Below are 24,614 nucleotides of genomic sequence, written 5' to 3'. Positions count from 1 at the left end.
GGCCTAGTCGGCAAGCGGATGATGATCGTTGACCAGCCGCACCAACCGCTCTTCCAGCACGTGCGTGTAAATCTGCGTGGTCGAGATATCGGCGTGGCCGAGCAGCTGCTGCACTGCCCTGAGATCGGCGCCGTTCTGCAGGAGATGGCTGGCAAAAGCATGGCGCAGCACATGCGGCGAAATTTTGGCCGCCGATATGCCGGCCCGCGCGGCAAGGCCTTTGAGGTCGCGGGCAAAGACCTGCCGGGAGAGAAAGCCGCTGTCGCCGGCGGCCGGGAACAGAAACGGGCTGTCGGCGAAAGCCGGCACCGACGCCCGGGCCGTGAGCCATGCCCGCATCGCCATGCGGGCCTTGGCCGACAGCGGCACCATGCGCTCCTTGTCGCCCTTGCCGCGCACCATGAAGAAGCGGTCGTCGCGCTGGGCGACGGTCACCGGCAGGCCAACAAGTTCGGAGACGCGCAGGCCGGTGGCATAGAGCACCTCGACCAAAGCGTGCAGGCGCAGTGCCGCCACCCGGTCGCCATTGACGCCATCGCCTGTCTCAAGCGCCGCACGGTCGAGCAGCCGACCGGTATCGGCCTCGCTCATCGTCTTGGGCAGCGGCCGGCCCTTTTTCGGACTGTCCAGCGTGCCGGTCGGGTCGTCGCCGCGCAAGCCCTCGGCGTAGAGAAACTTGAAGAACTGGCGGATCGCCGACAGTTTGCGCGCCTGCGACGTCGACGCAAAGCCGCGCGCCGCGATATCGTCGAGATAGGCGCGGATGTCGGCTGCGGCGGCAGCGGCAAGCCCGCCGGCAATCTGCTGCGAAGCGTCTTCGAGATCACGGCGGTAGGAAGACAGCGTGTTTGCAGCGGCACCGCGTTCGGCGCTCATCATCTCGAGAAAGGCTTCGATGCGAGCCGCGCTGTTCATGTTCCAGGGGTCAGTTTGGGTCAGTTTTTCTTGGGGTTCAGCTTTTCCGGTGGGATGCGCACGGTGATTTCGGCTTTTTTCGGCTCGACGAACATCGCCAGCGCCACCATCGTACCATAGGCAATGCCGGCAAGAATCATCATCGTCACGACAAAGCGGAACAGTGTCGGCATCAATCTTCGCCCGTCTTCTTGCTCTGCGATTCCAAGCCCGTGTCCTTATGGGACGCTAATTCCGTCAATTCAAGGACGAAGGGCTCTGCGTGCGAAAGGCGCTATGCTTGACGCAAACGGGCTTTTGATGTCGATACGCCGGCAAAGACGGCTTAGAAACAGCATGGTCTCATGAACGCGTTACCAGCAAATCCTCCCGGCGATAGCCATGCCGCGCTGCTCGACAGGCTGGGCAGCCGCTCGATCGTCTTTGTCGGCCTGATGGGCGCCGGCAAGACGGCGATCGGCCGCAAGGTGGCGACGATGCTGTCGCTGCCCTTCGTCGACAGCGACCAGGAGATCGAAACCGTGTCGCGCATGACGGTGCCGGAACTGTTCGAACGTTATGGCGAGACCGAATTCCGGGCATTGGAGCAGCGCGTCATCCTGCGCGTGCTGGAGAGTGGGCCGCAGGTGCTGTCGACCGGCGGCGGCGCGTTCATGAATGCGCAGACGCGGGAAGCGATCGCCGGGCATGGCGTGTCGGTGTGGCTGAAGGCCGAGATCGACCTGTTGATGGAACGCGTGTCCAAGAAGCAGAACCGGCCGTTGCTCAAAAGCGCCGATCCGCGCGCCGTGCTCGAGCGGCTGATGGGCGAGCGCTACCCGGTCTATGCCACGTCCAACATCACGGTGCCGACACGCGACGACCGCAAGGAGGTCATTGCGACCGAGGTTGTCGACGCGCTGTGCGGGCATTTCGGCATTCCGGCTCCGACTGCGCCGGGCGAGGTGCGGCTGTGAGCGAACCGGTCACTGTCGAGGTCGGCCTTGGCGAGCGTGCCTATGACATCCTGATCGGTCCCGGCCTTTTGGCGCGCGCCGGCGCCGAGATTTCGCGCCGCCTGCCCGGCACGAGAGCGGCGGTGGTCACCGACGACAATGTCGCGGCGGCACATCTCGACGCGCTGAAGGCCGGTCTGGAAACAGGCGGCATCCAGCCTGCCGTCATCACTTTGCCGGCCGGCGAAAAGACCAAGAGCTTTGCCCATCTCGAAGAGGTGGTCGACGGCGTGCTCGCCGCCAAGCTGGAGCGCGGCGATGTCGTCATTGCGCTCGGCGGTGGCGTCATCGGCGACCTCACCGGCTTTGCCGCCGGCATCGTGCGCCGCGGCATGAATTTCGTCCAGATTCCAACCTCGCTGCTGGCGCAGGTCGATTCCTCGGTCGGCGGGAAAACCGGCATCAACAGTCCGCGCGGCAAGAATCTGGTCGGTGTCTTCCACCAGCCGAAACTGGTGCTGGCCGACACCGAAGTGCTCGACACGCTGCCGATCCGCGAATTTCGCGCCGGCTATGCCGAGCTTGCCAAATACGGGTTGATCGACCGACCGGCGTTTTTCGCCTGGCTGGAAGCGAACTGGGAAAAGGTGTTCGCTGGCGGACCGGAGCGGACCGAGGCCATTGCCGAGGCGTGCCGCGCCAAGGCCGATGTCGTCGCCCGCGACGAGTTCGAAACCGGCGACCGCGCACTGCTCAATCTTGGCCACACATTCGGCCATGCGCTGGAAGGCGCCACACAGTATGACGGCGCCCGCCTCGTCCATGGCGAAGGCGTCGCCATCGGCATGGCGCTGGCGCACCGCTTTTCCGCAAGGCTCAATCTGGCCAGCCCGGACGACGCGGCGCGGGTCGAGGCGCATCTTCGCGCCGTCGGTCTACCCTGGCGGATGGCCGACATCCCTGGTGAGTTGCCCGATGCCGAGGCGCTTCTTGGCTTCATCACCCAGGACAAGAAAGTGTCGCGCGGCGCGCTGACCTTCATCCTGACGCGCGGCGTTGGCCAGGCTTTTATTGCCAAGGATGTACCGGCGTCGGAAGTGCTTTCGTTCCTCAGCGAAAACCACCCGGGCCAGGAAAGCCGGCCGCGATGATCAACGAGCCCGGCTGGACCGTCGTCGCCGTCCTTGCCATCCTCATCCTGCTTGTCCTGGCCGTGCGCACGCGCCTGCTTGCCATGTTCGGCTATGAGTTGTCGCGCATCGAGCCGCAGCGCTCGACCCAGGACGAGTTGCGCGGCGCGGTCGACGATTTCCGCCGCGACGGCCAGATGGTGCGTGAGGACCGCGACCGTGTCGGCGGGCTGTTCGATCTCGCCGAGCTCGAAGTCTCCGACATCATGGTCCACCGCACCAATATGCGCTCGGTCAATGCCGACAATGGGCCGGAAGCCGTGGTGCGCGAGATCCTGCAGAGCCCGCACACCCGCATGCCGTTGTGGAAAGGCTCTCTCGACAACATTGTCGGCGTGCTGCACGCCAAGGACCTGCTGCGAGCGCTGAACGAGGTCGGCAACGACTTTTCCCGGATCGACGTGATGAAGATCGCGTCGAAGCCTTGGTTCGTGCCCGACACCACCACGCTGCAGGAACAGCTCAACGCCTTCCTGCGTGCCAAGGCGCATTTCGCTATCGTCGTCGACGAATATGGCGAGGTCGAAGGGCTGGTGACGCTGGAGGACATTATCGAGGAGATCGTTGGCGAGATCGCCGACGAGCACGATGCCGACATTCAGGGCGTCAAGCAGGAGGCGGACGGTTCCGTGGTCGTCGACGGCACCGTGCCGATCCGCGATCTCAACCGGGCGCTCGACTGGAACCTGCCTGACGAGGAAGCGACCACCATTGCCGGCCTGGTCATCCACGAGACGCAGTCGATCCCCGAGGAAAAGCAGGCTTTCACCTTCCACGGCAAGCGCTTCGTGGTGATGAAGCGCGACAAAAACCGGATCGCCAGAATCAGGATCAGGCCGGCGGGCGAATCTTAAAGGTACCGAGCAGGCCCGCCACATGACGCTCTTTGCCGAGCTTATGCCGCGATCTGGCTCGTAGACCGTTCGTGGATGGTCGCACCGGTTTGAGCGTCAACTGCGACCAGGCTGACCTCGTAGCCCCAGAGGCTGCGGACATGGCGCAGCGTCGCGTCACGGCTGGCCCCTTCGAGCACAACACCATCCTTTACCCTGTGTTGCAGCCGCAACTGCCGGTCGCCGAGCAGGTCGACATCAATCACCTGGATGTCCGGCCGATTCGCTCCAAGGTCGTAACTGTGGGCTAGCTGGGCGCGTATCTTGTGATAGCCACGTTCGTTGTGGATCGACGCGACTTCGAAATGCGGTTTGTCGGCTCCATCGCCAAGCACGAAGAACCGCCATTTTCGGATCAAGCTCGGGCTGAGGTACTGGCGGATAAAGGATTCGTCGCGGTGGTTGGCCCAGGCCTCAAGCAGGACCTCGCGCCAGTTGCCATGTCCTGCAATGTCCGGGAACCAGTCGCGGTCCTCCGCCGTCGGCTCGGTCGAAATGCGCTGTATGTCCTGCATCATGTCGAGGCCGAGGGCATAGGGATTGATGCCTGAAAACCGGGGATCGTCAAAGGCCGGCTGGAAGATCACGTTCGAATGGTTGCGCAGGATTTCGAGCATGGCACCTTCGCCGATCCGGCCACGATCGAATAGCATGTTCATGAGCGTATAATGCACGAAGGTGGCGCACCCTTCATTCATCACTTGAGTCTGTCGCTGCGGGTAGAAATATTGCGCGATGACGCGGACGATCCTGATGATCTCGCGCTGCCAGGGTTCCAGGATCAGGCTGTTCTTCTCGAGGAAATACAGGAGGTTTTCCTCGGGCAGGTTGAGCGATCTCTTGCGCTCCGCCATCCCTTGATCCTCATTGCCGGACTTGTTTTTGTTCTGCGACGGCGGCAGCGTGCGCCACAGATCGTTGTAGGAGCGCTCTTCGTATTCGAGGCGCTCGCGAAGCCCTTCGCGCTGTCGCTCCGACGAGAGCTTTGGCGGCCGGTGGTAGCGGAACACCCCTTGTTCCATCAGCGCATGGGCGGAATCGAGAATGGCCTCCACTGCTGCAAGGCCGTGCCGCTCCTCGCACCGGGCGATGTAGCCCTTGGCGAAGTCCAGATAACCCAGGATTGCCCCGGCGTCGGTCCATTGCTGAAACAGATGATTGTTCTTGAAGAAATGATTGTGGCCAAGCGCCGCGTGGGCCGTCACAAGGGCCTGCAACGCCATGGTGTTTTCCTCCATGAGGTAGACGATGCAGGGATTGGAGTTGATGACCAGTTCATAGGCCAGCCCCCGACCACCCTTACGGTAAAGAAGCTCCTGGTGAAGGAAATGTTTGCCGAACGACCAATGCCGATACATCAGTGGCATGCCGATAGATGAGTAGGCGTCGAGCATCTGCTGGGAGGAGATTATCTCCATCTGGACCGGGTAAGTATCGAGATGCAACTCGTCGACCGCGATCGCCTCGATCTCTTCAAAAGCCCGCGATAATTTCTCGAAATTCCAGTCAGAACCGGAAAACAACAAATTCGTTTCGTTGGCTCGCCTGACCATCTCTCTCTCAAGCGCTCTTGATGGCCGCCGGCTGCCTGGCGAAGAGCCGGTGGAAGACCGGGTAAATATCCGCGGGAGCAGCGATGCGGCTCATCTGGAAGTTGGGCCATTTCAGCTCGATCGTACTGTAGGCGCGCCAAAGCGACGTCCCGTTTTCGGTAGCACCGAATATGTGGCTCTCGCGTTCGTCGATGATCTCGACATAGGCGAAATACTGGCACAGGCGCATGAGCTTGCCGTTCATGAGCTCTATGCATCGCTCGGAATCGGTGGTGAAATTGTCCCCGTCAGAGGCCTGCGCGGCGTAAATGTTCCACTCGCTGGCAGGATAGCGCTGGTCGATAATGCGGTGCATTTCGTCGAGCGCGGTGGAGACGATCGTACCGCCGCTCTGCGTGTTGTAGAAGAACGTGTCCTCATCCACTTCGTGCGCCTCATGGGTATGGCGGATGAAGACGATCTCCGTGCGTTCGTAGCGCCGTTTCAAGAACAGGTGCAGCAGCACGAAGAAGCGTTTGGCCAAGTCCTTTTCGCGTTGGCCCATCGATCCGGACACGTCCATAAGGCAGAACATGACGGCATTGGCATTCGGCACCGGCCGGGCGTCGAAGCGGTTGAATCGGATATCGACCGGATCGACAAAGGCAATTCGCCTGCGCCGTCGCTCCAGCCGGTCAAGCTCGTCGCGTAATTCCGCGATGCGCTGGCGCACCGCCGCGCCGGCCGGGGCCGACTCAAGCGTGACGATTTCCCGGAGGATCGCCTCCAGTTCCTGCTGCGTGGGGCGCCTCAGCGCAATGCGCCGGCCTAGGCTGTTGCGCATGGTGCGGCCGGCATTGATGTTGGTCGGGGAACCGGTTGCCGCGAAGCCGGCCCGGCGCGGCTTGAAGGCAAGGATTTCCTTGAGATTGAGCTTAACCAGGTCGGGCAGTTCGAGATCCTCAAAAAAGAGTTCGAGCACCTCCTCGCGTGACAGCACGAAACGAAAATCGTCTTCCGACGCCGTGTTTCCTGGCGACGACGCCGCGCCGCCCCCATGCGGCTTCGGGAGCAGGTCTCCAGGGGAAAAATGCCTGTTGCCCGGAAGGATGTGTCGGCGCCGTCCGCTGGCCCTGTCATCGTTGAAGCTCGGCTCGGCCGTTTTCCTTTCAGGCATGGGCACGGCGTGCTCGGTATCCACGTCGGCGATCCTGCCAGTGCGGATTTGATCGCGAATGCTCCGCTTCAACTCCTCGCGAGCACGCCTGAGGAAGCGCTGTCGATTGCCAAGGCTCTTGTCCTTGGGGTTCAGGCGACGGTCGATGAAGATCGGCATGGAACCATCCGGCTCTGTCAACCCGCCTTGTTCACCCGCATGTACCAGTCCACCAGCCGGCGTACCTGCCGTTCTGTGTAGCCACGCTCGATCATGCGCTGCACGAATTCGTTGTGGCGCTTTTCCGTAACGCTGTCTTGCTTGGAGCCGAAGCTGATCACCGGCAAGAGGTCCTCGACCTGTCCGAACATCCGCTTCTCGATGACCTCGCGCAGTTTTTCATAGCTGGTCCATGACGGGTTGCGGCCGTGGTTTCTTGCGCGAGCGCGCAGAGTGAACTTCACCACCTCGTTACGGAAGTCCTTGGGATTGGCGATGCCTGCCGGTTTCTCGACCTGCGAAAGTTCGTTGTCCAGGATCTCCCGGTTGAGGATCTGGCCGGTGTCGGGGTCCTTGTAGTCCTGGTCCTCAATCCAGGCATCCGCATAGGCGATGTAGCGGTCGAAGAGGTTCTGGCCGTATTCGCTATAGGACTCCAGATAGGCCTTCTGGATTTCGTGGCCGATGAACTCGGCGTAGCGCGCCGCAAGCTCCGACTTGATGAATTCAAGATAGGCCGCTTCCGTTTCCTTCGGGAACTGCTCCCGCTTGATCGCCTCCTCCAGAATGTACATCAGATGCACAGGATCGGCGGCCACCTCCTCATTATCGAAGTTGAATGTCTGCGAAAGGATCTTAAAGGCAAAGCGCGTGCTGACGCCCGTCATGCCTTCATCGACGCCGGCGGCGTCGCGATATTCTTGGACCGACTTTGCCCTGGGATCGACTTCCTTCAGATTTTCGCCGTCATAGGCGCGCATCTTGGTGTAGAGCGGCGAGTTGTCGTGCTCGGCCAAGCGCGTCGAAACTGCAAAGCGGCTGAGGATGTCCAAAACTTCAGGGGCACAGGGGCTGGCGGCCAACTCGCTCTCACGCAGCAATTTCTCATAGATCTGCCTCTCTTCGGTGATCCGCAGGCAATAGGGTACCTTGACCACCAGGATGCGATCGAGAAACGCCTCGTTGTTCTTGTTGCTCTTGAACTGTTGCCATTCCGACTCGTTGGAATGGGCGACGATGATCCCCTGGTAGGGAAAGGCGCCGAAATTTTCAGTGCCGTTGTAGCTGCCTTCCTGTGTCGCGGTCAGCAGCGGATGCAGAACCTTGATGGGTGCCTTGAACATCTCGACGAATTCAAGCAGACCTTGCGTGGTTCGGTTCAGGCCACCGCTATAGGAATAGGCATCGGGGTCGGACTGGCTAAAATTTTCCAATTGCCTGATGTCGACCTTGCCGACCAGGGCCGAGACATCCTGATTGTTCTCATCGCCAGGTTCGGTCTTGGCAATGCCGATCTGGCGCAGCCGCGAAGGCATCAGCTTGACGACGCTGAATTTGGAAATGTCGCCAGACAATTCGTCGAGGCGCTTGGCCGCCCATGGCGAAATCAATCCGTTCAGCCGGCGCCGGGCTATGCCGTATTTATCCTCTAGCAGATCACCCATGTGATCGGGATGGAACAGCCCAAGCGGCGACTCGAAAACCGGGCTGATCTGGTTGCCGACCTTCAGCGTGTAGATCGGGCGCTGCTCCATCAGTTTCTTCAGGCGCTCGGCCAGAGAGGATTTGCCGCCGCCGACCGGGCCGAGGAGATAGAGGATCTGCTTGCGTTCTTCGAGCCCCTGCGAGGCATAGCGGAAATATCCAGCTATGCGCTCGATCGTATCCTCCATTCCATAGAAGTCAGAAAAATGAGGGTAGATCTTGAGGGTCCGATTCGCGAAAATGCGGCCGAGGCGCTCGTCTTTGCTGGTGTCAACCAGTTTTGGTTCGCCGATTGCGTCGACCATCCTTTCGGGCGCCGAAGCGTACATCGATTTGTCTTCCCGACAGGCAAGAAGATACTGTTGGATGCTGACCTCTTCGTCCGCCGCATTGGCATAAATTTCCGAAAAAAGATCGAAGACGTCGGATTGGGTTGCACGCATGATGTTCTGCCCTCGGAGCCGATCTGGATTCCAATCGCCTCATCACCTTCAACTGTCGGAAAGCATTGTTGGTTCCCTTCACATGAAGGAGAGTGGCTGCAATCCGGGTAGAAGGCTTGGGAGGAAACATTCGGAGTGGCTGGAATGGCGGGTTGCCCGGTGCTGCGGCGCTGATGGGCGGCGTTGTCGCCGGCCAGCTATCTCGATGGACACAAGCATCCGCCGACCTTCATCGCCTATTCGCGCGCCGAAGGCCGCGACGACCAATCGAAGGCTTTGCCAAACGCCTGCGCGCCATCGGCACTGAAGTGACGCTGTTCGACGGCAACGCCTACACGCATATGTCGATCAATCACGACTTCGGCGAGGACGGCGACGCGTTGACCGCCGCGATGCTGGCCTTCCTGAATGGACCATCGGTTGATCGCCGGATCCCCGCGAGGCGTCCTGGATCAGACCAAAAGCCCCGGCGGGACATTGCCGACCCGGCGCCTACAGGTGCAATTGTTCCTGAATTGTCGATTGGGAAAGAAAATCATGAATGGCGCCGATCTGCTGTGCGACGTGCTCCTGGCCAATGACGTCACGGTCTGCTTCGCCAATCCTGGCACATCCGAAATGCATTTCGTTGCCGCACTGGACCGCAAACCTCAGATGCGTTGCGTGCTCGGCCTGTTCGAGGGCGTGGTGACCGGCGCCGCCGACGGCTATGCGCGCATGACCGACCGCCCGGCAGCAACGTTGCTGCATACCGGACCGGGTCTCGCCAACGGTTTGGCCAAGATGCACAACGCAAGGCGTGCGCGCAGCCCGATGATCAACATTGTCGGCGACCATGCTTCTTACCATCTGCCGCTCGATGCCCCGCTGACCAGCGACATAGAAGGCCTGGCGTCGCCGATGTCGAACTGGGTTGGCCGCGTCAAGGGGCCGGCCGATATTGTGCCGGCCGCAGAGGCGGCTTTCCGCGCCTCACTCACGCCGCCTGGCGTCACGACCTTGATCCTGCCTGCGGATGCCGCCTGGGGCGAAGTTGCTGCGATTTCACCTGGCAAGGTGGAGCTGGAGCCGCCGCCCGCCGTCGACATGGCTGTTGTGCGCACGATCGCCGAAGCAATCCGCGCCGCGCCGGGCCGTGTCGGCATGATGGTGCGTGGGCAGGCGGCGCGCGCCGATGGACTTGAAATCGCAGGCAGAATCTCATCGGGAAGCGATGTCAGGCTGTTCAGTGAGGTTCTGATCGCCCGCATGCAGCGCGGCCGCGGGCGGTTCGCCCCGACCCGCATTCCCTATCCGGTAGATGCGGCGACGGCCACGCTCCGGGATATCGATTTGCTGGTGCTGGTCGGCGCCAAGGAGCCGGTTGCCTTCTTCGCTTATCCCGGCAAGCCCGGGCGGCTGGTTCGGGACGATTGCAAGGTGCTTTCGCTGGCGGCGCATGGCCAGGATCTGAAAGCGGCGCTGGAGGCGCTGGCCGACGAGCTCGGCATCAAGCCGACGCAGCAATTCGCCGCCGCAACCGCCTTTCCAGACGAACCGACGCTGAGCGGCAGCCTGACGGGCGATGCCATCGCGCTGTCGGTGGCGCGCAAACTTCCGGCCAATGCCATCGTCTGCACGAAGCGGTCACCTCGGCGAGACGGTTCTTCACGCTATCCGCCTTTGCGGCGCCGCACGACTACATGATGGGTACGGGCGGATCGATCGGCGGCGGCATTCCCATGGCTACCGGCGCGGCGATCGCCTGCCCGGACCGCAAGGTGATCAATCTCGAAGCCGACGGCAGCGGTATGTACACGGTGCAGGGACTGTGGACCCAGGCCAGGGAAAAGCTTGACGTGCTGACCATCATCTTTTCCAACCGGACCTACGCCATCCTGCATGGCGAAATGAAGAATGTCGGGGTCAATGAAATCGGCGAGAACGCCAAGCGCATGCTCGATCTCGACCATCCTGCGCTGGACTGGGTTGCGCTGGCCAAAGGCATGGGCGTCGAGGCGGCCCGCGCCGACACGTGCGAACGGTTCGACGCGCTGCTCGACAGTGCGCTGTCGCGTCCGGGACCGTTTCTCATCGAAGCGGTGATCTGAGGCGGAAGAGACTTACCAGCGGGTCTTTTCGCCGGGTGCAGCCGGTTCGATTGCCAGCGCATGGACGCCGCCTTGCAACTCCGCTGCTAGCAATTCGTTGACGGCGCGGTGGCGGTCGATGCGGCTCATGCCGGCAAAGACGGATGAGACGATGCGGACGCGAAAATGCGTCTCGCCAGTGCCGTCATAGGCACCGTGATGGTCGGAGCCGTGGTGGTGATGACCGGCATGGAGATGGCTTTCATTGACGATCGCCAGCCGCTCCGGCGAAAACGCCTTGTTCAGCTTGTCTTCCATCGTCGCCTGTATGGACATCGCCATCTCCCTTCACCATATCTGCAAGGCGTGATCGGGAAATCGGGATCGATCCCGCCGGGCCGCCTCAAAAATCGCCATTCGCCCTGCTTTATGCCGCGATTCAGCGGTTAGGGCGATGATCGCGAAAATGTCAATTCTTGTTTCGCACGTGCGAACAGCCCATAAATGGGTGAGATGAAACCGTACCCCAAATATTTCGAGAAAATTCGGGTCCGTCCCGACAAGGATGCGGAGCTGAAGTCGCACTCGCCGATCTGCCAGTGGGACGGCTGCAAGGAGGCCGGTACTCACCGGGCGCCGGTCGGACGCATGAAGGAAGGCGAGTATTTTCAGTTCTGCTTCGATCATGTGCGCGAATACAACAAGGGTTTCAACTACTTCTCCGGCGTGCCGGACACCGAGATCGCCCGCTTCCAGAAGGAAGCGATGACCGGCCACCGGCCGACATGGAAGATGGGCGTCGCCGGCGCCTCGACGCGCTCCTCGCCCGATTTCGCCCAGCAGCGTTCCGGTCGCGCCGGCTATTACAACCGCATGCGCGATCCCTTCGATCTGTTCAAAGGGCCGAAGGACCCGCGCGAGGCGCGCGAACGCAAGGCCAAGCCGCTTGAGGCCAAGGCACTGGAAACGCTTGGCCTTGATACAAAGGCGACTGGCAAGGACATCAAGGCGCGCTATAAGGAACTTGTGAAGCGCCACCATCCGGATGCGAATGGCGGCGATAGAGGTTCGGAAGACCGGTTCCGCGATGTGCTGCAGGCCTATCGCGTGCTCAAGCAGGCGGGTTTGTGCTGAGCAACCTAACGGTTCGTGTCGTTTTCCAACTTTCATAAGGGTGGAAAAGGCTCTAAGACCGCCCCCGGACAAAATCGATTGCCGGCGAAATCAGGCATTTCGCCCGTGGAGACTTGGATAGAGATGAACAAGGTCGATCGCGACATCGCCAATTTGCCCGACACGACGGTGTCGGTGAAAGACAAATTCGGCTTCGAGTCCAAGATGGTGGTGCCGGCCTATTCGGTAACCTCGGAACATGTGCCGGACATCGATCCGGATTATCTGTTCGACAAGGCGACGACGCTGGCGATCCTTGCCGGCTTTGCCTACAACCGCCGCGTCATGGTGTCTGGCTATCACGGCACCGGCAAATCGACGCACATCGAACAGGTCGCCGCCCGCCTTAACTGGCCCTGCGTGCGCGTCAACCTCGACAGCCATGTCAGCCGTATCGACCTCGTCGGCAAGGACGCCATCGTCGTCAAGGATGGCCTGCAGATCACCGAATTCCGCGACGGCATCCTGCCCTGGGCCTACCAGCACAATGTCGCGCTCTGCTTTGACGAGTACGATGCCGGCCGTCCGGACGTGATGTTCGTCATCCAGCGCGTGCTGGAATCGTCGGGCCGCCTGACGCTGCTCGACCAGAGCCGGGTCATCCGCCCGCATCCGGCGTTCCGGCTGTTTTCGACCGCCAACACGGTCGGCCTCGGCGACACCACCGGCCTCTATCACGGCACGCAGCAGATCAACCAGGCGCAGATGGATCGCTGGTCGATCGTCACCACGCTGAACTACCTGCCGCACGACAATGAGGTGAACATCGTGCTGGCCAAGGCCAAGCACTATCGCGACGGCAAGGGCAAGGACATCGTCAACAAGATGGTGCGCGTCGCCGACATGACGCGCTCGGCCTTCATCAATGGCGATCTGTCGACCGTGATGAGCCCGCGTACCGTCATCACCTGGGCCGAAAATGCCGAGATCTTCGGCAATATCGGCATGGCGTTCCGGCTGACCTTCCTCAACAAGTGCGACGAGCTGGAGCGTTCGGTGGTGGCCGAGTTCTACCAGCGCGCCTTCGGCGAGGATTTGCCCGAGAGCGCCGCCAACGTGGTGCTGGGGTAAGCTGAGCCTCGATGGCGGGTCCGGGCGACAACACGCGCAACAAGTCGAAGACGGGGTCTGAAGCCGACAGCTTCAAGCGTGCCGTCACCGTCTGCATGCGCGCCATCGCCGGCGACAAGGAGCTCGAAGTCGGTTTCGCCAAGGACCGCCCGGCGCTCGCCGGCAGCCGCGCCCGACTGCCCGAACTGCCGAAGAAAGCGTCCAAGACAGACATCGCGATTACTCGTGGCCTGGGCGATTCCATGGCGCTGAAGCGCGCCTGCCACGATCAGCGCATCCACACCAAACTGGCGCCGGAAGGCAAGCTGGCGCGCTCGATCTATGACGCCGTGGAACAGGCCCGCGTCGAGGCGATCGGCAGCCGCGCCATGCAAGGCGTCGCCGACAATATCGGCTCGATGCTGGAGGACAAATACGCCAAGGCCAACCTTGTCGACGTCAAGGACAAGGCCGACGCGCCGATCGAGGAAGCGCTGGCGCTGATGGTGCGCGAGAAGCTGACCGGGCGGCCGATCCCGAAGAGCGGCGAGCGTCTGGTCGACCTCTGGCGACCCTGGGTCGAGGAGAAGGCCAAGGCCGATCTCGACGGACTGTCGGCCAAGCTCGGCGACCAGCAGGCCTTCGCCCGCGTCGTGCGTGAGATGCTGGCGTCCATGGAGATGGCCGAGGAACTCGGCGACGATCAGGAGACCGAAGACTCCGAGGACAATGACGACAACCAGCCGCAAGGCGAGGAGCAGAGCGAGGAGGGCGGCGAAGAGGATTCCGGCTCCGAGCAGTCGCAGTCCGAGGATGCCGAGGCCTCGGCCGACGACGAACAGTCGTCCGAGACGGAGGCGTCCGACGCCACCGCCGACGATCTTTCCGACGATGACGATGCGGACGCCGAAACGCCGGGCGAAGCCCGCCGCAACGACAACCCCTTCACCAATCTGCCGAAAGAGATCGACTACAAGGTTTTCACCACCGCCTTCGACGAGACGGTCGGTGCGGAAGAGCTGTGCGAGGAGGAAGAACTCGACCGGCTGCGCGCCTTCCTCGACAAGCAGTTGGCCAATCTCTCCGGCGTCGTCGGCCGGCTCGCCAACCGGCTGCAGCGCCGCCTGATGGCGCAGCAGAACCGTTCCTGGGATTTCGACCTCGAAGAGGGTTATCTCGATCCGGCACGCCTGGTTCGTGTCGTCATCGATCCGATGCAGCCCTTGTCGTTCAAGCAGGAGCGCGACACCAAATTCCGCGACACGGTGGTGACGCTGGTGCTCGACAATTCGGGCTCGATGCGCGGCCGGCCGATCACGGTTGCCGCCACCTGTGCCGACATTCTGGCGCGCACGCTGGAGCGCTGCGGCGTCTCGGTCGAGATCCTCGGCTTCACCACGCGGGCGTGGAAGGGCGGACAGGCGCGCGAGAAATGGCTGAAGGACGGCAAGCCGCCGAACCCCGGCCGGCTCAACGATCTGCGCCACATCATCTACAAATCCGCCGATCATCCGTGGCGCCGCGCCCGGCGCAATCTCGGCCTGATGATGCGCGAGGGCCTGCTCAAGGAAAACATCGACGGCGAGGCGTTGTTATGGGCGCACAACCGGCTGATCGCCCGGCCCGAACAGCGCAAGATCCTGATGATGATCTCGGACGGCGCGCCGGTTGACGATTCGACGCTGTCGGTCAATCCTGGCAACTATCTCGAGCGCCACCTGCGCGCCGTCATCGAGCTGATCGAGACGCGCTCGCCGGTCGAGCTTCTGGCCATCGGCATCGGCCACGACGTCACCCGCTATTACAGGCGCGCCGTCACCATCGTCGATGCCGAGGAACTGGCCGGCGCCATGACCGAGCAGCTGGCCTCGCTGTTCGCCGAGGAAAACGTGCGCGATACACGCCGCGGCGGCTACCGGCGCGCCGGATGATTTTTTTGTGCGGCGGGTTTCGGCAGATGCTCTTCGCGGTCACTGCCTTGTCCGGCATGGCGTTTGCGCCGGCCATCGCCGCCGGCCCAAGCGCGGTCGAGCCGGTCGAAGTCTCGGCGCGGCCGATCACCACCTTCCATATCGGCAGCGCCGACAAGCAGTTTGGGCCGCTGGAATTCGTCGGCGGTCTTGAGATGAACTCGACGACGCGCGATTTCGGCGCGCTGTCGGCATTTCGGTTCGTCAAACCCGGTAGCGATTTCATCGGCGTCGCCGATACGGGCTTCTGGTTCTTCGGCTCGATCACCCATGATGCCGACAAGCGGCCGTCCGGCATCCAGAATTTCCGCATGCAGCAGATGGTCGATGAGAAGGGCCGGCCGATCGACAGGAAATGGGAAGTCGATGCCGAGGGCCTTGCAGTCAAGGACGGCATCGCCACCGTCGGCTTCGAGCGCGATCACCGCGTCGCCCAGTTCAAGATCGACCCCAGCAACATGACGGCGCCTTTCAAGCAACTGAACTTTCTGATTCCAGCCCGCGAACTGCGACAGAACCGCGGTTTCGAGACGGTCACCCACGCCAATCCTAGCGGCCAGCACGAGGGCGGCCTCGTCGTGGTCTCGGAAAAGAGCTTGGACAAGGCTGGCAACATCTATGCCGCCATCATCGAAGGGCCGCACAAGGGCGTCTTCACGGTCAAGCGCAACGGTGATTTCGACATCACTGACGGCGCCTTCCTGCCGGATGGCGACCTGCTGCTTTTGGAGCGCAGTTTCTCGATGGCCGGCGGTGTCAGGATGCGGCTAAGGTGCATCTATGGCGAAAGCGTCGAGAAGGGCGCGGTTGCCGACGGGCCGGTGCTGATGGAAGCCGACATGGGCTACCAGATCGACAATATGGAAGGACTCGACGTCTGGACCCGCGATGACGGAGCGCTGATGGTGTCGCTGATCTCGGACGACAACCACTCGATCCTGCAGCGCAACCTCTATCTGGAATTCATCCTGCACCAGGATTGAGAGCCCTAAGGCTTGGTGGCGATCCAGATGACGTGGCGCGCGCCGCGCTTGCCATTGGCGCGCGTCTTCACCTCGTCCACGACAAAGCCCGCCTGCTTGAGCCTAAGTGTGAAGCCGGCATCGGGGCCTTGCGACCAAACAGCCAGCACGCCCCCGGGCCTGAGCGCTGCACGCGCCGCGCCGAGGCCGGCAGCGCCATAGAGGGCGTCGTTGCCCCTGTAGACGATGCCTTCGGGGCCATTGTCGACATCGAGCAGGATGGCGTCCCAGGCTGCCTTGTCGGATCTTATGATGTGCCCGACGTCGGCTTCGCGAACCGTCACACGGGGATCGTCGAGACAGCCGGCGAAGACCGCCTCCATGGGGCCGCGCGCCCAGGCGATGACGGCGGGGACAAGCTCGGCAACCGTGATGCCTGCGTCGGCGCCCAATTGGGCAAGCGCAGCGCGCAGCGTAAAACCCATGCCGAGGCCGCCGATCAGGATTTTCGGTTGGGCGCGGCCGCCGATCTTTTCACAGGAGAGCTTGGCCAGCGCTTCTTCGGAGCCGCTGAGGCGGCTGTTCATCAGCTCATTGGTGCCGAGCATGATCGAGAATTCGCTGCCGCGCTGCTTGAGGCGCAGTTCCTGTCCGCCGTCAGGCGTTTTGGCCGAGCCGAGCTGGACCCAAGGGATCACGGCCTAGACAGCCACGGTCGGCTGGCTCCAGTGGGCGGCGAGCAGCCGGTAGGGGATCAGGGCCACAACAGCGATGATCAGCTTCACCGAGAGGTCGCCCAGCGCCCAGGAGACCCAGCGCATGGTCTCGACCGGCAGCACGCCCATCAGCGGCGCCGTCTCCAGCGCAAAGCTGTCGTTCGGGCCGGCAAAAGCGAAGGCGGCCGAAAAGGCGATGCTGAAGAATACCAGGGTGTCGAGCACCGAGCCGACCAGCGTGCCGACGATCGGCGCGCGCCACCAGCTCTGCCGGCGCAACCGGTTGAACACGGTGACGTCGAGCAATTGCGCGCAAAGGAAAGCCGCGCCGGAAGCTGCGGCGATGCGCACCAGCCGGTCGGCTGATGTCTCGAACTCGATCAGGCCGTGGCGAAACAGGAAGGGCGGGACGAGGATCGAGCAGACCACAGCGGTCATGAAGCCGACAAGGACGATGCGGCGCGCCACGGTCGGCCCGTAGCGGCGGTTGGCAAGGTCGGTGACCAGGAAGGAGAAGGGATAGGTGAAGGCGCCCCAGGTCAAGATGTCGCCCAGCGACAGACCGCCGGCCTGGCCCTGCATCGGGAACTGCACGAGGATGTTCGATGCCACGACGACAAGCGCCATGGCGGCCACAAAGGGCAGATATCGCGAGAAGGAAGTCATTTTTTTATTCTGGGTAATGGAACCAGCCAGGCGCTAGCCGAAATCCGGATCGCGCTGCCTTGCAAGTTTTGAGCATCGGATTGCTCCGATGCTGCTGCCTTTAATGTTTTGAGCATCGGATTGCTCCGATGCTCAGGGCGGTCGTCCCCCGCCTTGATATCGTTAAGCGGCGGGCTGGTCAGCCAGCTTCTTGGCGATCTGCTTCTTCAACAGGCGCGCGCGCTGCGACAATTCCTTGGCGTCGGCCTTGGCTAGGAAGGCGTCGAGGCCGCCGCGATGCTCGACCGAACGCAGCGCGTTGGCCGAAATGCGCAGGCGCACATTCTGGTTCAGCGCTTCCGAAATCAGCGTCACATTGACGAGGTTCGGCAGGAAGCGGCGCTTGGTCTTGTTGTTGGCGTGGCTCACATTGTTGCCGGTCTGGACTGCCTTGGCAGTGAGTTCGCAGGTGCGGGACATGGTTCTAACCTTCAGTTCTGTCTAGCCTGCCAAACCTTGTTCGCCCGCGCCGGGTGGCGCGCGGTTTCAGTCAGGCGGCCTTATGGAAAAGTTGGCGTTCCATAGTTGCATTTCGCCAATGCGTCAAGCTCCGGCTTACCCACGACTGTGACGAGCGTTTCACATAAAGGCCGGAATTCAGCCTATAAGCGGTCGGACAGGGACATCTCAAGCCGGAGTCGCCCGCCTCCGGTTAAAAAAAATCAAGGACCGAGCCCGCCATGCTTCGCCCGTCACATGCCATTGTCGCCATACTTGTCGCCGCCTTGCCGACATCAACCCTTGCTGCCGCGCCCGCAGCCACCGCACAGTCCTTCAAGGGCGAATACACGGTGTCGTTCCTCGGCCTTTCCGTGGCCAAGGCGACATTTTCCAGCCACTACGAAGGCGGTAACTATTCCATAGACGGCACCGTCTCCAGCGCGGGTCTCGCCACCTTGTTCGACGACACGAGCGGCACGATCTCGTCAAAGGGCAAGATCCTGGGCAAGCAGATACAGCCACAGGTATTTCGCGCGGATTATAAGTCCGGCAAGAAGGCTTCCATGGTCGATATCCGCTTTGCCAATGGCGCGGTGACCGCCACCCAGGTCATTCCCGAACCGAAAAAGCGCAATCCCAAAAACTGGATACCGCTGGGCAGCAACGATCTGGCATCGGTGCTCGATCCGATGGCGGCTACCGTCATCCATGCCGACAGCCTCGACCAGGTCTGTGGGCGCAAGGTGAAATTCTATGACGGCGAGATGCGCGCCGACCTGACGCTGACCTACGCCTCGAAAGGATCGATCTCGGTCAAGGGCTACAAGGGCGACACCGTTACCTGCAAGATGAGCTTCGAGCCGGTGGCAGGCTACCGCAAGGGCCGCAAGGCGCTGAATTACCTGAAGAAGAAGAGCCAGATGATGGTGACGTTTGCACCGCTCGGCCAAACCGGCATATATGCGCCGATCCACGCCACGGTCGGGACGCAGATCGGCACCTTGACTGTCAGCGCGGGGCGGTTCGAAGCAACTGAATAGACGCGCCCACCCGAATAGAATGGGGCGCGTCGCCGGAGACGGGCATGGGGCGCGCAACACTGATCGGTTTCTCGGCGGTCGCCATGTGGGCGCTGCTGGCGTTGCTCACCGATGCGTCGGGCGCCGTGCCGCCATTCTTGCTCTCGGCCATCACCTTCACCATCGGCACCGCGGTCGGGCTGGTTGCCCGGCTGTTCATGCCGGCGACCGATAAAAGCCTGAAGATCCCACGCCAGGTCTGGGTGATCGGCATTGCCGGACTGTTCGGCTACCATTTCTTCTATTTCACCGCGCTGCGCAACGCGCCGGCGGTGGAGGCAAGCCTGATCGCCTATCTGTGGCCGCTGCTGATCGTGCTGGGATCAGCGCTGATGCCGGGCGAGAAGCTGGCCTGGAACCACGTCGTCGGCGCGCTGCTCGGGCTCGCCGGGACCGTGCTGATCGTCACCAAGGGTGGCGGCCTCGCCTTCGATGCTCGCTACACCTTCGGCTATGCGATGGCGGCCGTCTGTGCGCTACTGTGGTCGTCCTATTCGCTGCTGTCGCGGCGCTTTCCGGCGGTGCCGACCTCGATCGTCACCTGGTTCTGCGCCGCCACGGCAGCCCTGTCCCTCATCTGCCATCTTCTGCTGGAAAAGACGGTGCTGCCCGATGGCCCCGGCCAGTGGCTGGCGGTGGTTGGTTTGGGGTTGATGCCGGTGGGTGCCGCCTTCTACGCCTGGGATATCGGCGTCAAACGAGGCAACATCCAGGTGCTCGGCGCGGCAAGCTATGCGGCGCCACTGCTGTCGACATTGGTGCTGATCGCGGCGGGCGTTGCCGAGCCGTCGCTGCGTATCCTGGCGGCCTGCGTACTGATCACCGGCGGCGCGGCGCTGGCGGCGAAATCGCTGTTCGTGCGGAAGCCGGCGACGGGTAGAGCAAGCGCATGACGATGCCGTTTGCCGGCGGCATCGACGCCAATGCCAACGCCACATTGATTTTTTCGCTGGTGGCAGCGGTGATCTACGCCTTCACCCTGGACATGCGGCCGACGCTGGCCCGCTCGGCGGCAAAGACGCTGGCCGTGGCCATGCTTGCGGCGCTGGCCTTCATGCAAGGTGGGCAGCTGTTGCTCGTCGCGGCGCTGGCGCTCAGCGCCGTCGGCGACGCCTTCCTGTCGCGTGACGGCGAAAAGGCCTTCCTCGGCGGGCTGGCCAGCTTCCTTGCGGCGCATGTCCTCTATGTGCCGCTCTTCCTGCGCGGCGGCGGCGGGCTGGATGTGCTCAGCACCGAGACATGGCGCGGCGCCATCGCGCTTGCCATGGCGGCCTTCGCAGTCGTCATGCTGGCGGCGCTCTGGCGCCGTGTCAGTCCCGGCCTGCGGGTGCCGATCGCCGTCTATATCGCGGCCATTCTGGCGATGGGCATCTCGGCGTTGACGCTCGACAATCCGTGGGTCATCGGCGGCGCTGTTATGTTCATGGCATCGGACGGGCTGCTTGCCGCGGAGAAATTCCTGGTTCCGGCAATAGCACCCTATCGCGCCGGCATCCGTTATGCGGTCTGGGTGCTGTACTATGCCGCCCAGCTCTGCATAACTCTTGGTTTTCTTCTGGCCTAAGGCTGCCAGCCCGGCTCGGCCATTTCAAACGCGGCGAAGTCGAAGCCCGGCGCCACGGTGCAGCCGACCAACGTCCATTCGCCGAGGCTGCGCGCTGATTGCCACCAGCCGGCCGGCACGACGATCTGCGGCCGCTCGCCCGCCGCAAGTTCAATGCCGAGCACCTGCTCGATCACCTGGTTAACCTTTGGACTGCCTTCCTCGCACATCGACAGCGCCAGCGGCGCCCCGGCATGGAAATGCCAGACCTCGGCCGCGTCCTTGACCCGGTGCCAGGCCGAAATCTGGTCCTGTTCAAGGAGGAAATAGATCGCCGTCGAATGGCCACGCGCGCCACCGGCGCCGTCGCGAAAGGTCTCGGCATACCAGCCGCCTTCCGGATGCGGCTTGAGGCCAAGCATGGCGATGATTTCAGCGGCGCTGGTCATGGCTGATCCCGGAACGATGCTCAGAAATTGTCCTTGCGCTTGCGGATTTCCGCGAACACTTCGGCGTCGGAGGCCTCCTCCATGCCGAGATGCTTGCGGATCGCCGGGTCGTGCCAGCGCAGGAACGGATTGGTCGACAATTCCTCGCCGATCGTGGTCGGCAGCGTCGCCTTGTTGTCGGCGCGCAGGGTCTCGATCTTGGCGGCGCGTTCCCTGAGCGCCGAATTGGTCGGGTCGACGGTCAACGCAAAGCGGGCGTTCGAAAGCGTATACTCATGGCCGCAATAGATGACCGTGTCCGCCGGGAGTGCGGCGAGCTTCTTCAGCGACTCATACATCACCGGCGGCTTGCATTCGAACAGCCGGCCGCAGCCGAGCGCGAACAAAGTGTCGGCGGTGAACGCCACTTTCGAGGCCGGAAAATGATAGGAGACATGGCCCGCAGTGTGGCCGGGCGTGGCGATGACATCGATCCGCTCACCGCCGAGATGGACGACCGAGCCTTGCCCGACGGTCTCGTCGATGCCGGGGATCTTTTCCTTTTCCGCCTCCGGTCCGACGATGCGCAGCTTGAAGCGCTCCTTCAGCGCCAGATTGGCCTCGACATGGTCGACATGGTGGTGGGTGGTCAGGATCATTGTCGGCTTCCAGCCGGTACGCTCGATAGCGGCAATGATCGGCGCTTCTTCGGGTGCGTCGATAATGGCGGTCTCGCCGCTTTTCGGGTCATGCACCAGCACGCCGAAATTGTCGCTGCGGCACATGAACTGTTCGATTTCGACGGGCATTGGCATCTCTCCATCTGTTGGCGCAGACATAGGGCGCTTGGCCGCTGATGTCATCTAGCTTTGCAGAACGTGCCGGCTTTGTTGAACTTGGGCGGCATCGCAGCTACCGTCCCGCGCATGCATTCCGATATCGTCGATCTCCGCTCCTTCTATTCGACCACGCTCGGCCGCCTGGCTGAACGCTCGATCACCATGGCGCTGTCCTCAATATGGGCAACAGTGCCCAATGAGCGGCTGGTCGGGCTCGGCTATACCTTGCCGTGGCTGGAGCGGTTCGGCACCGATGCCGAGCGGGTGTTTGCCTTCATGCCTGCTACGCAAGGCGCCGTCGTCTGGCCGGCGAACGGGCCGACGGCTACGGCGCTGGTCTTCGACGAGGAATTGCCGCTGGTCGATTCCTGCATCGACCGCATGCTGCTCGTGCATTCGCTCGAACATGTCGAAAACCCGCGCGAGACGCTGAACGAGATCTGGCGGGTGCTGTCGCCGGCAGGGCGCGTCGTCATCGTCGTGCCCAACCGGCGCGGTGTCTGGGCGCGGTTCGAGCACACGCCGTTCGGCAATGGCCGGCCGTTCTCGCGCGGCCAGCTGACAGAATTGCTGCGCGAGGCGAATTTCACACCGGCTTCCTGGTCCGACGCGCTGTTCTTCCCGCCATCGCCGCGGCGCTTCATGATGCGGTTCCACAATGTGCTGGAGCGCGCCGGCCGGCGGTTCTGGCCGATCTTTTCCGGCGTCATCGTGGTCGAGGCGCAGAAGCGGCTCTATCAGGGCGTGCCGGTCGCGCAGCGCGCCTCGCGCCGTGTCTTCGTGCCGGTACTGTCACCGCACGGTGCGACGCGGCTTGGCCGCCGGGCGGAAGGGGTGACATCGACGACGCGTCAGGTGACACCTTCGTGATCATCATGAAAACTGGTGTTGCGTGGGTTTTTCCCACCTATCTGTCGCAGATGCATTCGCGGTCCGTTTGAGCGGCGGATGCCTTCAAGTCTCTCCATCTGGTTCAGCAACGCTTCTGAACGCAAGGACCTCGTGCATGGCTGATCAACCGGACAAGTCCGCCACCGCTCAGCCGGCAACCGTCGAAGCCAGCAGCCTGCGCGATCAGGTGGCGACGATCAAACGGGCGCTGGTAGGCTCACCGGTGCGCAAGTGGCTGGTCTGGACGTCGGTCGGCATTATGGCGGTCATCGTCGCCACGTCGATCGGCCAGGTTCTGCTCAACCGCTGGAACCAGCCTTTCTACGATGCGCTGGCGCGTCGCGACATGGCGGCCTTCCTGCATCAGCTGATGATCTTTGCCGTGATTGCCGGCACGCTGCTCCTGCTCAACATCGCTCAGACCTGGCTCAACCAGATGATCCGGCTGAAGCTGCGCGAGGCGCTGACGCTCGACCTGATCGACCAATGGATGCGGCCGGCGCGGGCCTTCCGGCTCGCCAATGCCGGCGCCATCGGCGTCAATCCCGACCAGCGCATGCAGCAGGATGCCGCGCATCTGTCCGATCTGTCGACGGACCTCGGCGTCGGCCTGCTGCAATCCTTCATCCTGCTGGTGTCGTTCGTCGGCGTGCTTTGGCAACTCTCGTCGGGCTTCGTCTTCCACATCAACGGCTGGTCGCTGGCGATACCGGGCTACATGGTCTGGGCCGCGTTCCTCTATGCCGGCATCGCCTCCTGGCTGAGCTGGCTGGTCGGGCGGCCGCTGATCCGCCTCAACAGCGACCGCTACACCCGCGAGGCCGAGCTGCGTTCCGGGATGGTGCGCGTCAACGAGAATGTCGACGCCATCGCGCTCTATCACGGCGAAGCCGATGCCAAGAGACGGCTCGAAATCGACCTTGGCACGGTGCTGGGCGCGATGCGAAACATCTACAAAGCGCAGATCAACCTTTCCTGGGTGACCGATACCTATGGCTGGATCACCGTGGTGGCGCCGATCCTTGTGGCATCGCCGGTCTATTTTTCAGGCGATATCAGCTTTGGCGGGTTGATGATGGCGGTCGGCGCCTTCAACCAGGTGCACTCGTCGCTGCGCTGGTTCATCAACAATATCGGCGGCATCGCCGACTGGCGCGCCACGCTGATGCGCGTTGCCGACTTCCGCATTGCGCTCGATGAAACCGATGTGTTGCACGACAAGGAAAAGCGCATCGAATTCGGCGATAACGCCAATGGCAGCCTGACCTTCGAGAAGCTCCAAGTGGCCTCGCCGGAGGGCTGCACCAAACTTTCAGACAGCCATGTCGAGATCCATCCCGGTGAGCGCGTCATGATCACCGGCGACCCAGGCGCCGGCAAGACATTGTTCTTCCGCGCCATTGCCGGCCTTTGGCCCTGGGGCAGCGGGCGGATCGGCTTGCCGGCCGGAGAAACGCCGATTTTCGTGCCGCGTGTTCCGTATTTTCCTGCCGGCACGTTACGCGAAGTGCTGCATCCGAATGGCTCGGCGCCGGCTGGCGATGCTGATTTTGGGGCGGTGCTGGCCGAGGTCGGCCTCGAGCGGCTGTCATCCTTGCTCGACCGTTCCGCACGCTGGGAGCGGGAACTCAACGATGACGAACAGCGGTCGCTGGCCTTCGCCAGGCTGGCCTTGCGGCAGCCGAAATGGGTGATCATCGACGAAGCGATGGACGCGTTCGATGGTCCTTCGCTGCGAAGGGTACTGTCCATGCTGGAGAAACGCCTGCCGGAAACCGCGATCCTCAACATCGGGCGCGGACTGCACAATGGTCATTTCTTTCCACGCGCATTGAACATCGTGAAGGATACGGGTGCTGCGCCATTGAAACCCGCCCGAGTCAGGACCGGCGCCATCGACCCGCCGCCGAAAGCGGCCGTGCGGCGAAAGAAGTAGAAGGGGCTTTATTTCGCCGCGATCGCGGCGAAGATTCACGGGTC

At 62.5% G+C, this 24,614-nt stretch carries 24 protein-coding genes and 1 pseudogene; 14 read left to right on the top strand and 11 right to left on the bottom strand.

All coding sequences use genetic code 11. The features are described from left to right. Nucleotides 1–3 precede the first annotated feature (3 nt). Nucleotides 4–915 (bottom strand): site-specific tyrosine recombinase XerD, encoded by a 912-nt coding sequence (locus tag AC3CCE_RS08775; RefSeq protein WP_286439652.1) that lies wholly within the window; start codon nucleotides 913–915, stop codon nucleotides 4–6. A gap of 20 nt (nucleotides 916–935) precedes the next feature. Next, complete coding sequence (locus tag AC3CCE_RS08770; RefSeq protein ID WP_023670666.1) at nucleotides 936–1,088, bottom strand: hypothetical protein; 153 nt, start codon at nucleotides 1,086–1,088, stop codon at nucleotides 936–938. A 171-nt stretch (nucleotides 1,089–1,259) separates the two neighbouring features. Between AC3CCE_RS08770 and AC3CCE_RS08765 the strand changes: the two genes are divergently transcribed. The 3 genes from AC3CCE_RS08765 to AC3CCE_RS08755 are packed head-to-tail and all read left to right on the top strand — an operon-like array spanning nucleotide 1,260 to nucleotide 3,894. After that, nucleotides 1,260–1,871, top strand: a complete 612-nt coding sequence (locus AC3CCE_RS08765; protein WP_023670667.1) for a shikimate kinase — start codon at nucleotides 1,260–1,262, stop codon at nucleotides 1,869–1,871. Beyond that, nucleotides 1,868–3,001, top strand: coding sequence for a 3-dehydroquinate synthase (gene aroB / locus AC3CCE_RS08760; protein ID WP_352511836.1), 1,134 nt, complete (start codon nucleotides 1,868–1,870; stop codon nucleotides 2,999–3,001). The genes AC3CCE_RS08765 and aroB overlap by 4 nt, the downstream gene beginning before the upstream one ends. Then, the gene (locus AC3CCE_RS08755) at nucleotides 2,998–3,894 is read left to right on the top strand and encodes an HlyC/CorC family transporter (RefSeq protein WP_352511834.1); all 897 of its coding nucleotides are present in this window, start codon (nucleotides 2,998–3,000) and stop codon (nucleotides 3,892–3,894) included. The genes aroB and AC3CCE_RS08755 overlap by 4 nt, the downstream gene beginning before the upstream one ends. A 41-nt stretch (nucleotides 3,895–3,935) precedes the next feature. Here AC3CCE_RS08755 and AC3CCE_RS08750 read toward each other — a convergent pair whose 3' ends face one another. The 3 genes from AC3CCE_RS08750 to AC3CCE_RS08740 are packed head-to-tail and all read right to left on the bottom strand — an operon-like array spanning nucleotide 3,936 to nucleotide 8,768. Beyond that, complete coding sequence (locus AC3CCE_RS08750) at nucleotides 3,936–5,486, bottom strand: SpoVR family protein (protein ID WP_023670670.1); 1,551 nt, start codon at nucleotides 5,484–5,486, stop codon at nucleotides 3,936–3,938. A gap of 7 nt (nucleotides 5,487–5,493) precedes the next feature. Further along, a complete protein-coding gene (locus tag AC3CCE_RS08745; protein ID WP_352511833.1) occupies nucleotides 5,494–6,801 on the bottom strand; it encodes a YeaH/YhbH family protein in 1,308 nt (435 codons plus the stop codon). Between the two features lie 17 nt (nucleotides 6,802–6,818). Next, nucleotides 6,819–8,768 carry a PrkA family serine protein kinase gene (locus AC3CCE_RS08740; RefSeq protein WP_023686732.1) on the bottom strand — a complete coding sequence of 650 codons (1,950 nt, stop codon included), beginning with the start codon at nucleotides 8,766–8,768 and terminating at the stop codon, nucleotides 6,819–6,821. Between the two features lie 173 nt (nucleotides 8,769–8,941). Here AC3CCE_RS08740 and AC3CCE_RS08735 point away from each other — a divergent pair, with 173 nt between their 5' ends. Continuing rightward, nucleotides 8,942–9,349 carry a hypothetical protein gene (locus AC3CCE_RS08735; RefSeq protein ID WP_352623540.1) on the top strand — a complete coding sequence of 136 codons (408 nt, stop codon included), beginning with the start codon at nucleotides 8,942–8,944 and terminating at the stop codon, nucleotides 9,347–9,349. Next, nucleotides 9,306–10,858 (top strand): annotated as a pseudogene (locus AC3CCE_RS08730) (acetolactate synthase large subunit). The gene AC3CCE_RS08735 and the pseudogene AC3CCE_RS08730 overlap by 44 nt, the downstream one beginning before the upstream one ends. Nucleotides 10,859–10,870: 12 nt before the next feature. Here AC3CCE_RS08730 and AC3CCE_RS08725 read toward each other — a convergent pair. After that, nucleotides 10,871–11,173, bottom strand: a complete 303-nt coding sequence (locus tag AC3CCE_RS08725; protein WP_023694052.1) for a BolA family protein — start codon at nucleotides 11,171–11,173, stop codon at nucleotides 10,871–10,873. 168 nt (nucleotides 11,174–11,341) lie between these two features. Here AC3CCE_RS08725 and AC3CCE_RS08720 point away from each other — a divergent pair, with 168 nt between their 5' ends. From AC3CCE_RS08720 to AC3CCE_RS08705, 4 genes are all read left to right on the top strand, one after another. Further along, nucleotides 11,342–11,971, top strand: coding sequence for a J domain-containing protein (locus tag AC3CCE_RS08720; RefSeq protein ID WP_032887126.1), 630 nt, complete (start codon nucleotides 11,342–11,344; stop codon nucleotides 11,969–11,971). A 123-nt stretch (nucleotides 11,972–12,094) separates the two neighbouring features. Further along, complete coding sequence (cobS, locus tag AC3CCE_RS08715; protein ID WP_023670677.1) at nucleotides 12,095–13,081, top strand: cobaltochelatase subunit CobS; 987 nt, start codon at nucleotides 12,095–12,097, stop codon at nucleotides 13,079–13,081. Between the two features lie 11 nt (nucleotides 13,082–13,092). Then, entirely contained in the window at nucleotides 13,093–14,991 is a 1,899-nt protein-coding gene (gene cobT, locus AC3CCE_RS08710) for a cobaltochelatase subunit CobT (protein ID WP_023694051.1), read from the top strand. Further along, complete coding sequence (locus AC3CCE_RS08705) at nucleotides 14,988–16,013, top strand: esterase-like activity of phytase family protein (RefSeq protein ID WP_352511830.1); 1,026 nt, start codon at nucleotides 14,988–14,990, stop codon at nucleotides 16,011–16,013. The genes cobT and AC3CCE_RS08705 overlap by 4 nt, the downstream gene beginning before the upstream one ends. A gap of 5 nt (nucleotides 16,014–16,018) precedes the next feature. Here the strand turns inward: AC3CCE_RS08705 and AC3CCE_RS08700 are convergent, their stop codons facing one another. The 3 genes from AC3CCE_RS08700 to rpmB form a co-directional block, all read right to left on the bottom strand. Next, nucleotides 16,019–16,690, bottom strand: a complete 672-nt coding sequence (locus AC3CCE_RS08700; protein ID WP_023714983.1) for a polyamine aminopropyltransferase — start codon at nucleotides 16,688–16,690, stop codon at nucleotides 16,019–16,021. A 3-nt stretch (nucleotides 16,691–16,693) separates the two neighbouring features. Continuing rightward, nucleotides 16,694–17,374: a queuosine precursor transporter gene (locus tag AC3CCE_RS08695; RefSeq protein ID WP_352511829.1), complete on the bottom strand. Its 681-nt coding sequence runs from the start codon at nucleotides 17,372–17,374 to the stop codon at nucleotides 16,694–16,696. Between the two features lie 162 nt (nucleotides 17,375–17,536). Continuing rightward, a complete protein-coding gene (gene rpmB, locus AC3CCE_RS08690; protein WP_023670682.1) occupies nucleotides 17,537–17,833 on the bottom strand; it encodes a 50S ribosomal protein L28 in 297 nt (98 codons plus the stop codon). Between the two features lie 260 nt (nucleotides 17,834–18,093). Between rpmB and AC3CCE_RS08685 the strand changes: the two genes are divergently transcribed. The 3 genes from AC3CCE_RS08685 to AC3CCE_RS08675 are packed head-to-tail and all read left to right on the top strand — an operon-like array spanning nucleotide 18,094 to nucleotide 20,497. Then, nucleotides 18,094–18,894: a DUF3108 domain-containing protein gene (locus tag AC3CCE_RS08685; protein ID WP_352511827.1), complete on the top strand. Its 801-nt coding sequence runs from the start codon at nucleotides 18,094–18,096 to the stop codon at nucleotides 18,892–18,894. 44 nt (nucleotides 18,895–18,938) lie between these two features. Further along, on the top strand, nucleotides 18,939–19,826 hold the full coding sequence (gene yddG / locus AC3CCE_RS08680) for an aromatic amino acid exporter YddG (protein WP_352511826.1): 888 nt from the start codon (nucleotides 18,939–18,941) through the stop codon (nucleotides 19,824–19,826). Next, on the top strand, nucleotides 19,823–20,497 hold the full coding sequence (locus tag AC3CCE_RS08675) for a lysoplasmalogenase family protein (RefSeq protein ID WP_352511825.1): 675 nt from the start codon (nucleotides 19,823–19,825) through the stop codon (nucleotides 20,495–20,497). The genes yddG and AC3CCE_RS08675 overlap by 4 nt, the downstream gene beginning before the upstream one ends. Here the strand turns inward: AC3CCE_RS08675 and AC3CCE_RS08670 are convergent. Further along, the gene (locus tag AC3CCE_RS08670; protein WP_352511824.1) at nucleotides 20,494–20,925 is read right to left on the bottom strand and encodes a cupin domain-containing protein; all 432 of its coding nucleotides are present in this window, start codon (nucleotides 20,923–20,925) and stop codon (nucleotides 20,494–20,496) included. The two genes, AC3CCE_RS08675 and AC3CCE_RS08670, sit on opposite strands and share 4 nt — an antisense overlap. Nucleotides 20,926–20,945: 20 nt before the next feature. Beyond that, nucleotides 20,946–21,713 (bottom strand): hydroxyacylglutathione hydrolase, encoded by a 768-nt coding sequence (gene gloB, locus AC3CCE_RS08665; protein WP_352459742.1) that lies wholly within the window; start codon nucleotides 21,711–21,713, stop codon nucleotides 20,946–20,948. A 117-nt stretch (nucleotides 21,714–21,830) separates the two neighbouring features. Here gloB and AC3CCE_RS08660 point away from each other — a divergent pair, with 117 nt between their 5' ends. After that, nucleotides 21,831–22,613 carry a class I SAM-dependent methyltransferase gene (locus AC3CCE_RS08660; RefSeq protein WP_023670688.1) on the top strand — a complete coding sequence of 261 codons (783 nt, stop codon included), beginning with the start codon at nucleotides 21,831–21,833 and terminating at the stop codon, nucleotides 22,611–22,613. A 136-nt stretch (nucleotides 22,614–22,749) separates the two neighbouring features. Continuing rightward, the gene (locus tag AC3CCE_RS08655) at nucleotides 22,750–24,570 is read left to right on the top strand and encodes an ABC transporter ATP-binding protein/permease (RefSeq protein ID WP_352511823.1); all 1,821 of its coding nucleotides are present in this window, start codon (nucleotides 22,750–22,752) and stop codon (nucleotides 24,568–24,570) included. Nucleotides 24,571–24,614: the final 44 nt, after the last annotated feature.

The organism is Mesorhizobium sp. P160187 (genome assembly GCF_057766425.1).
The sequence above is the reverse complement of the archived record's forward strand: the minus strand, read 5'-3'. Positions and strand labels throughout refer to the sequence as shown.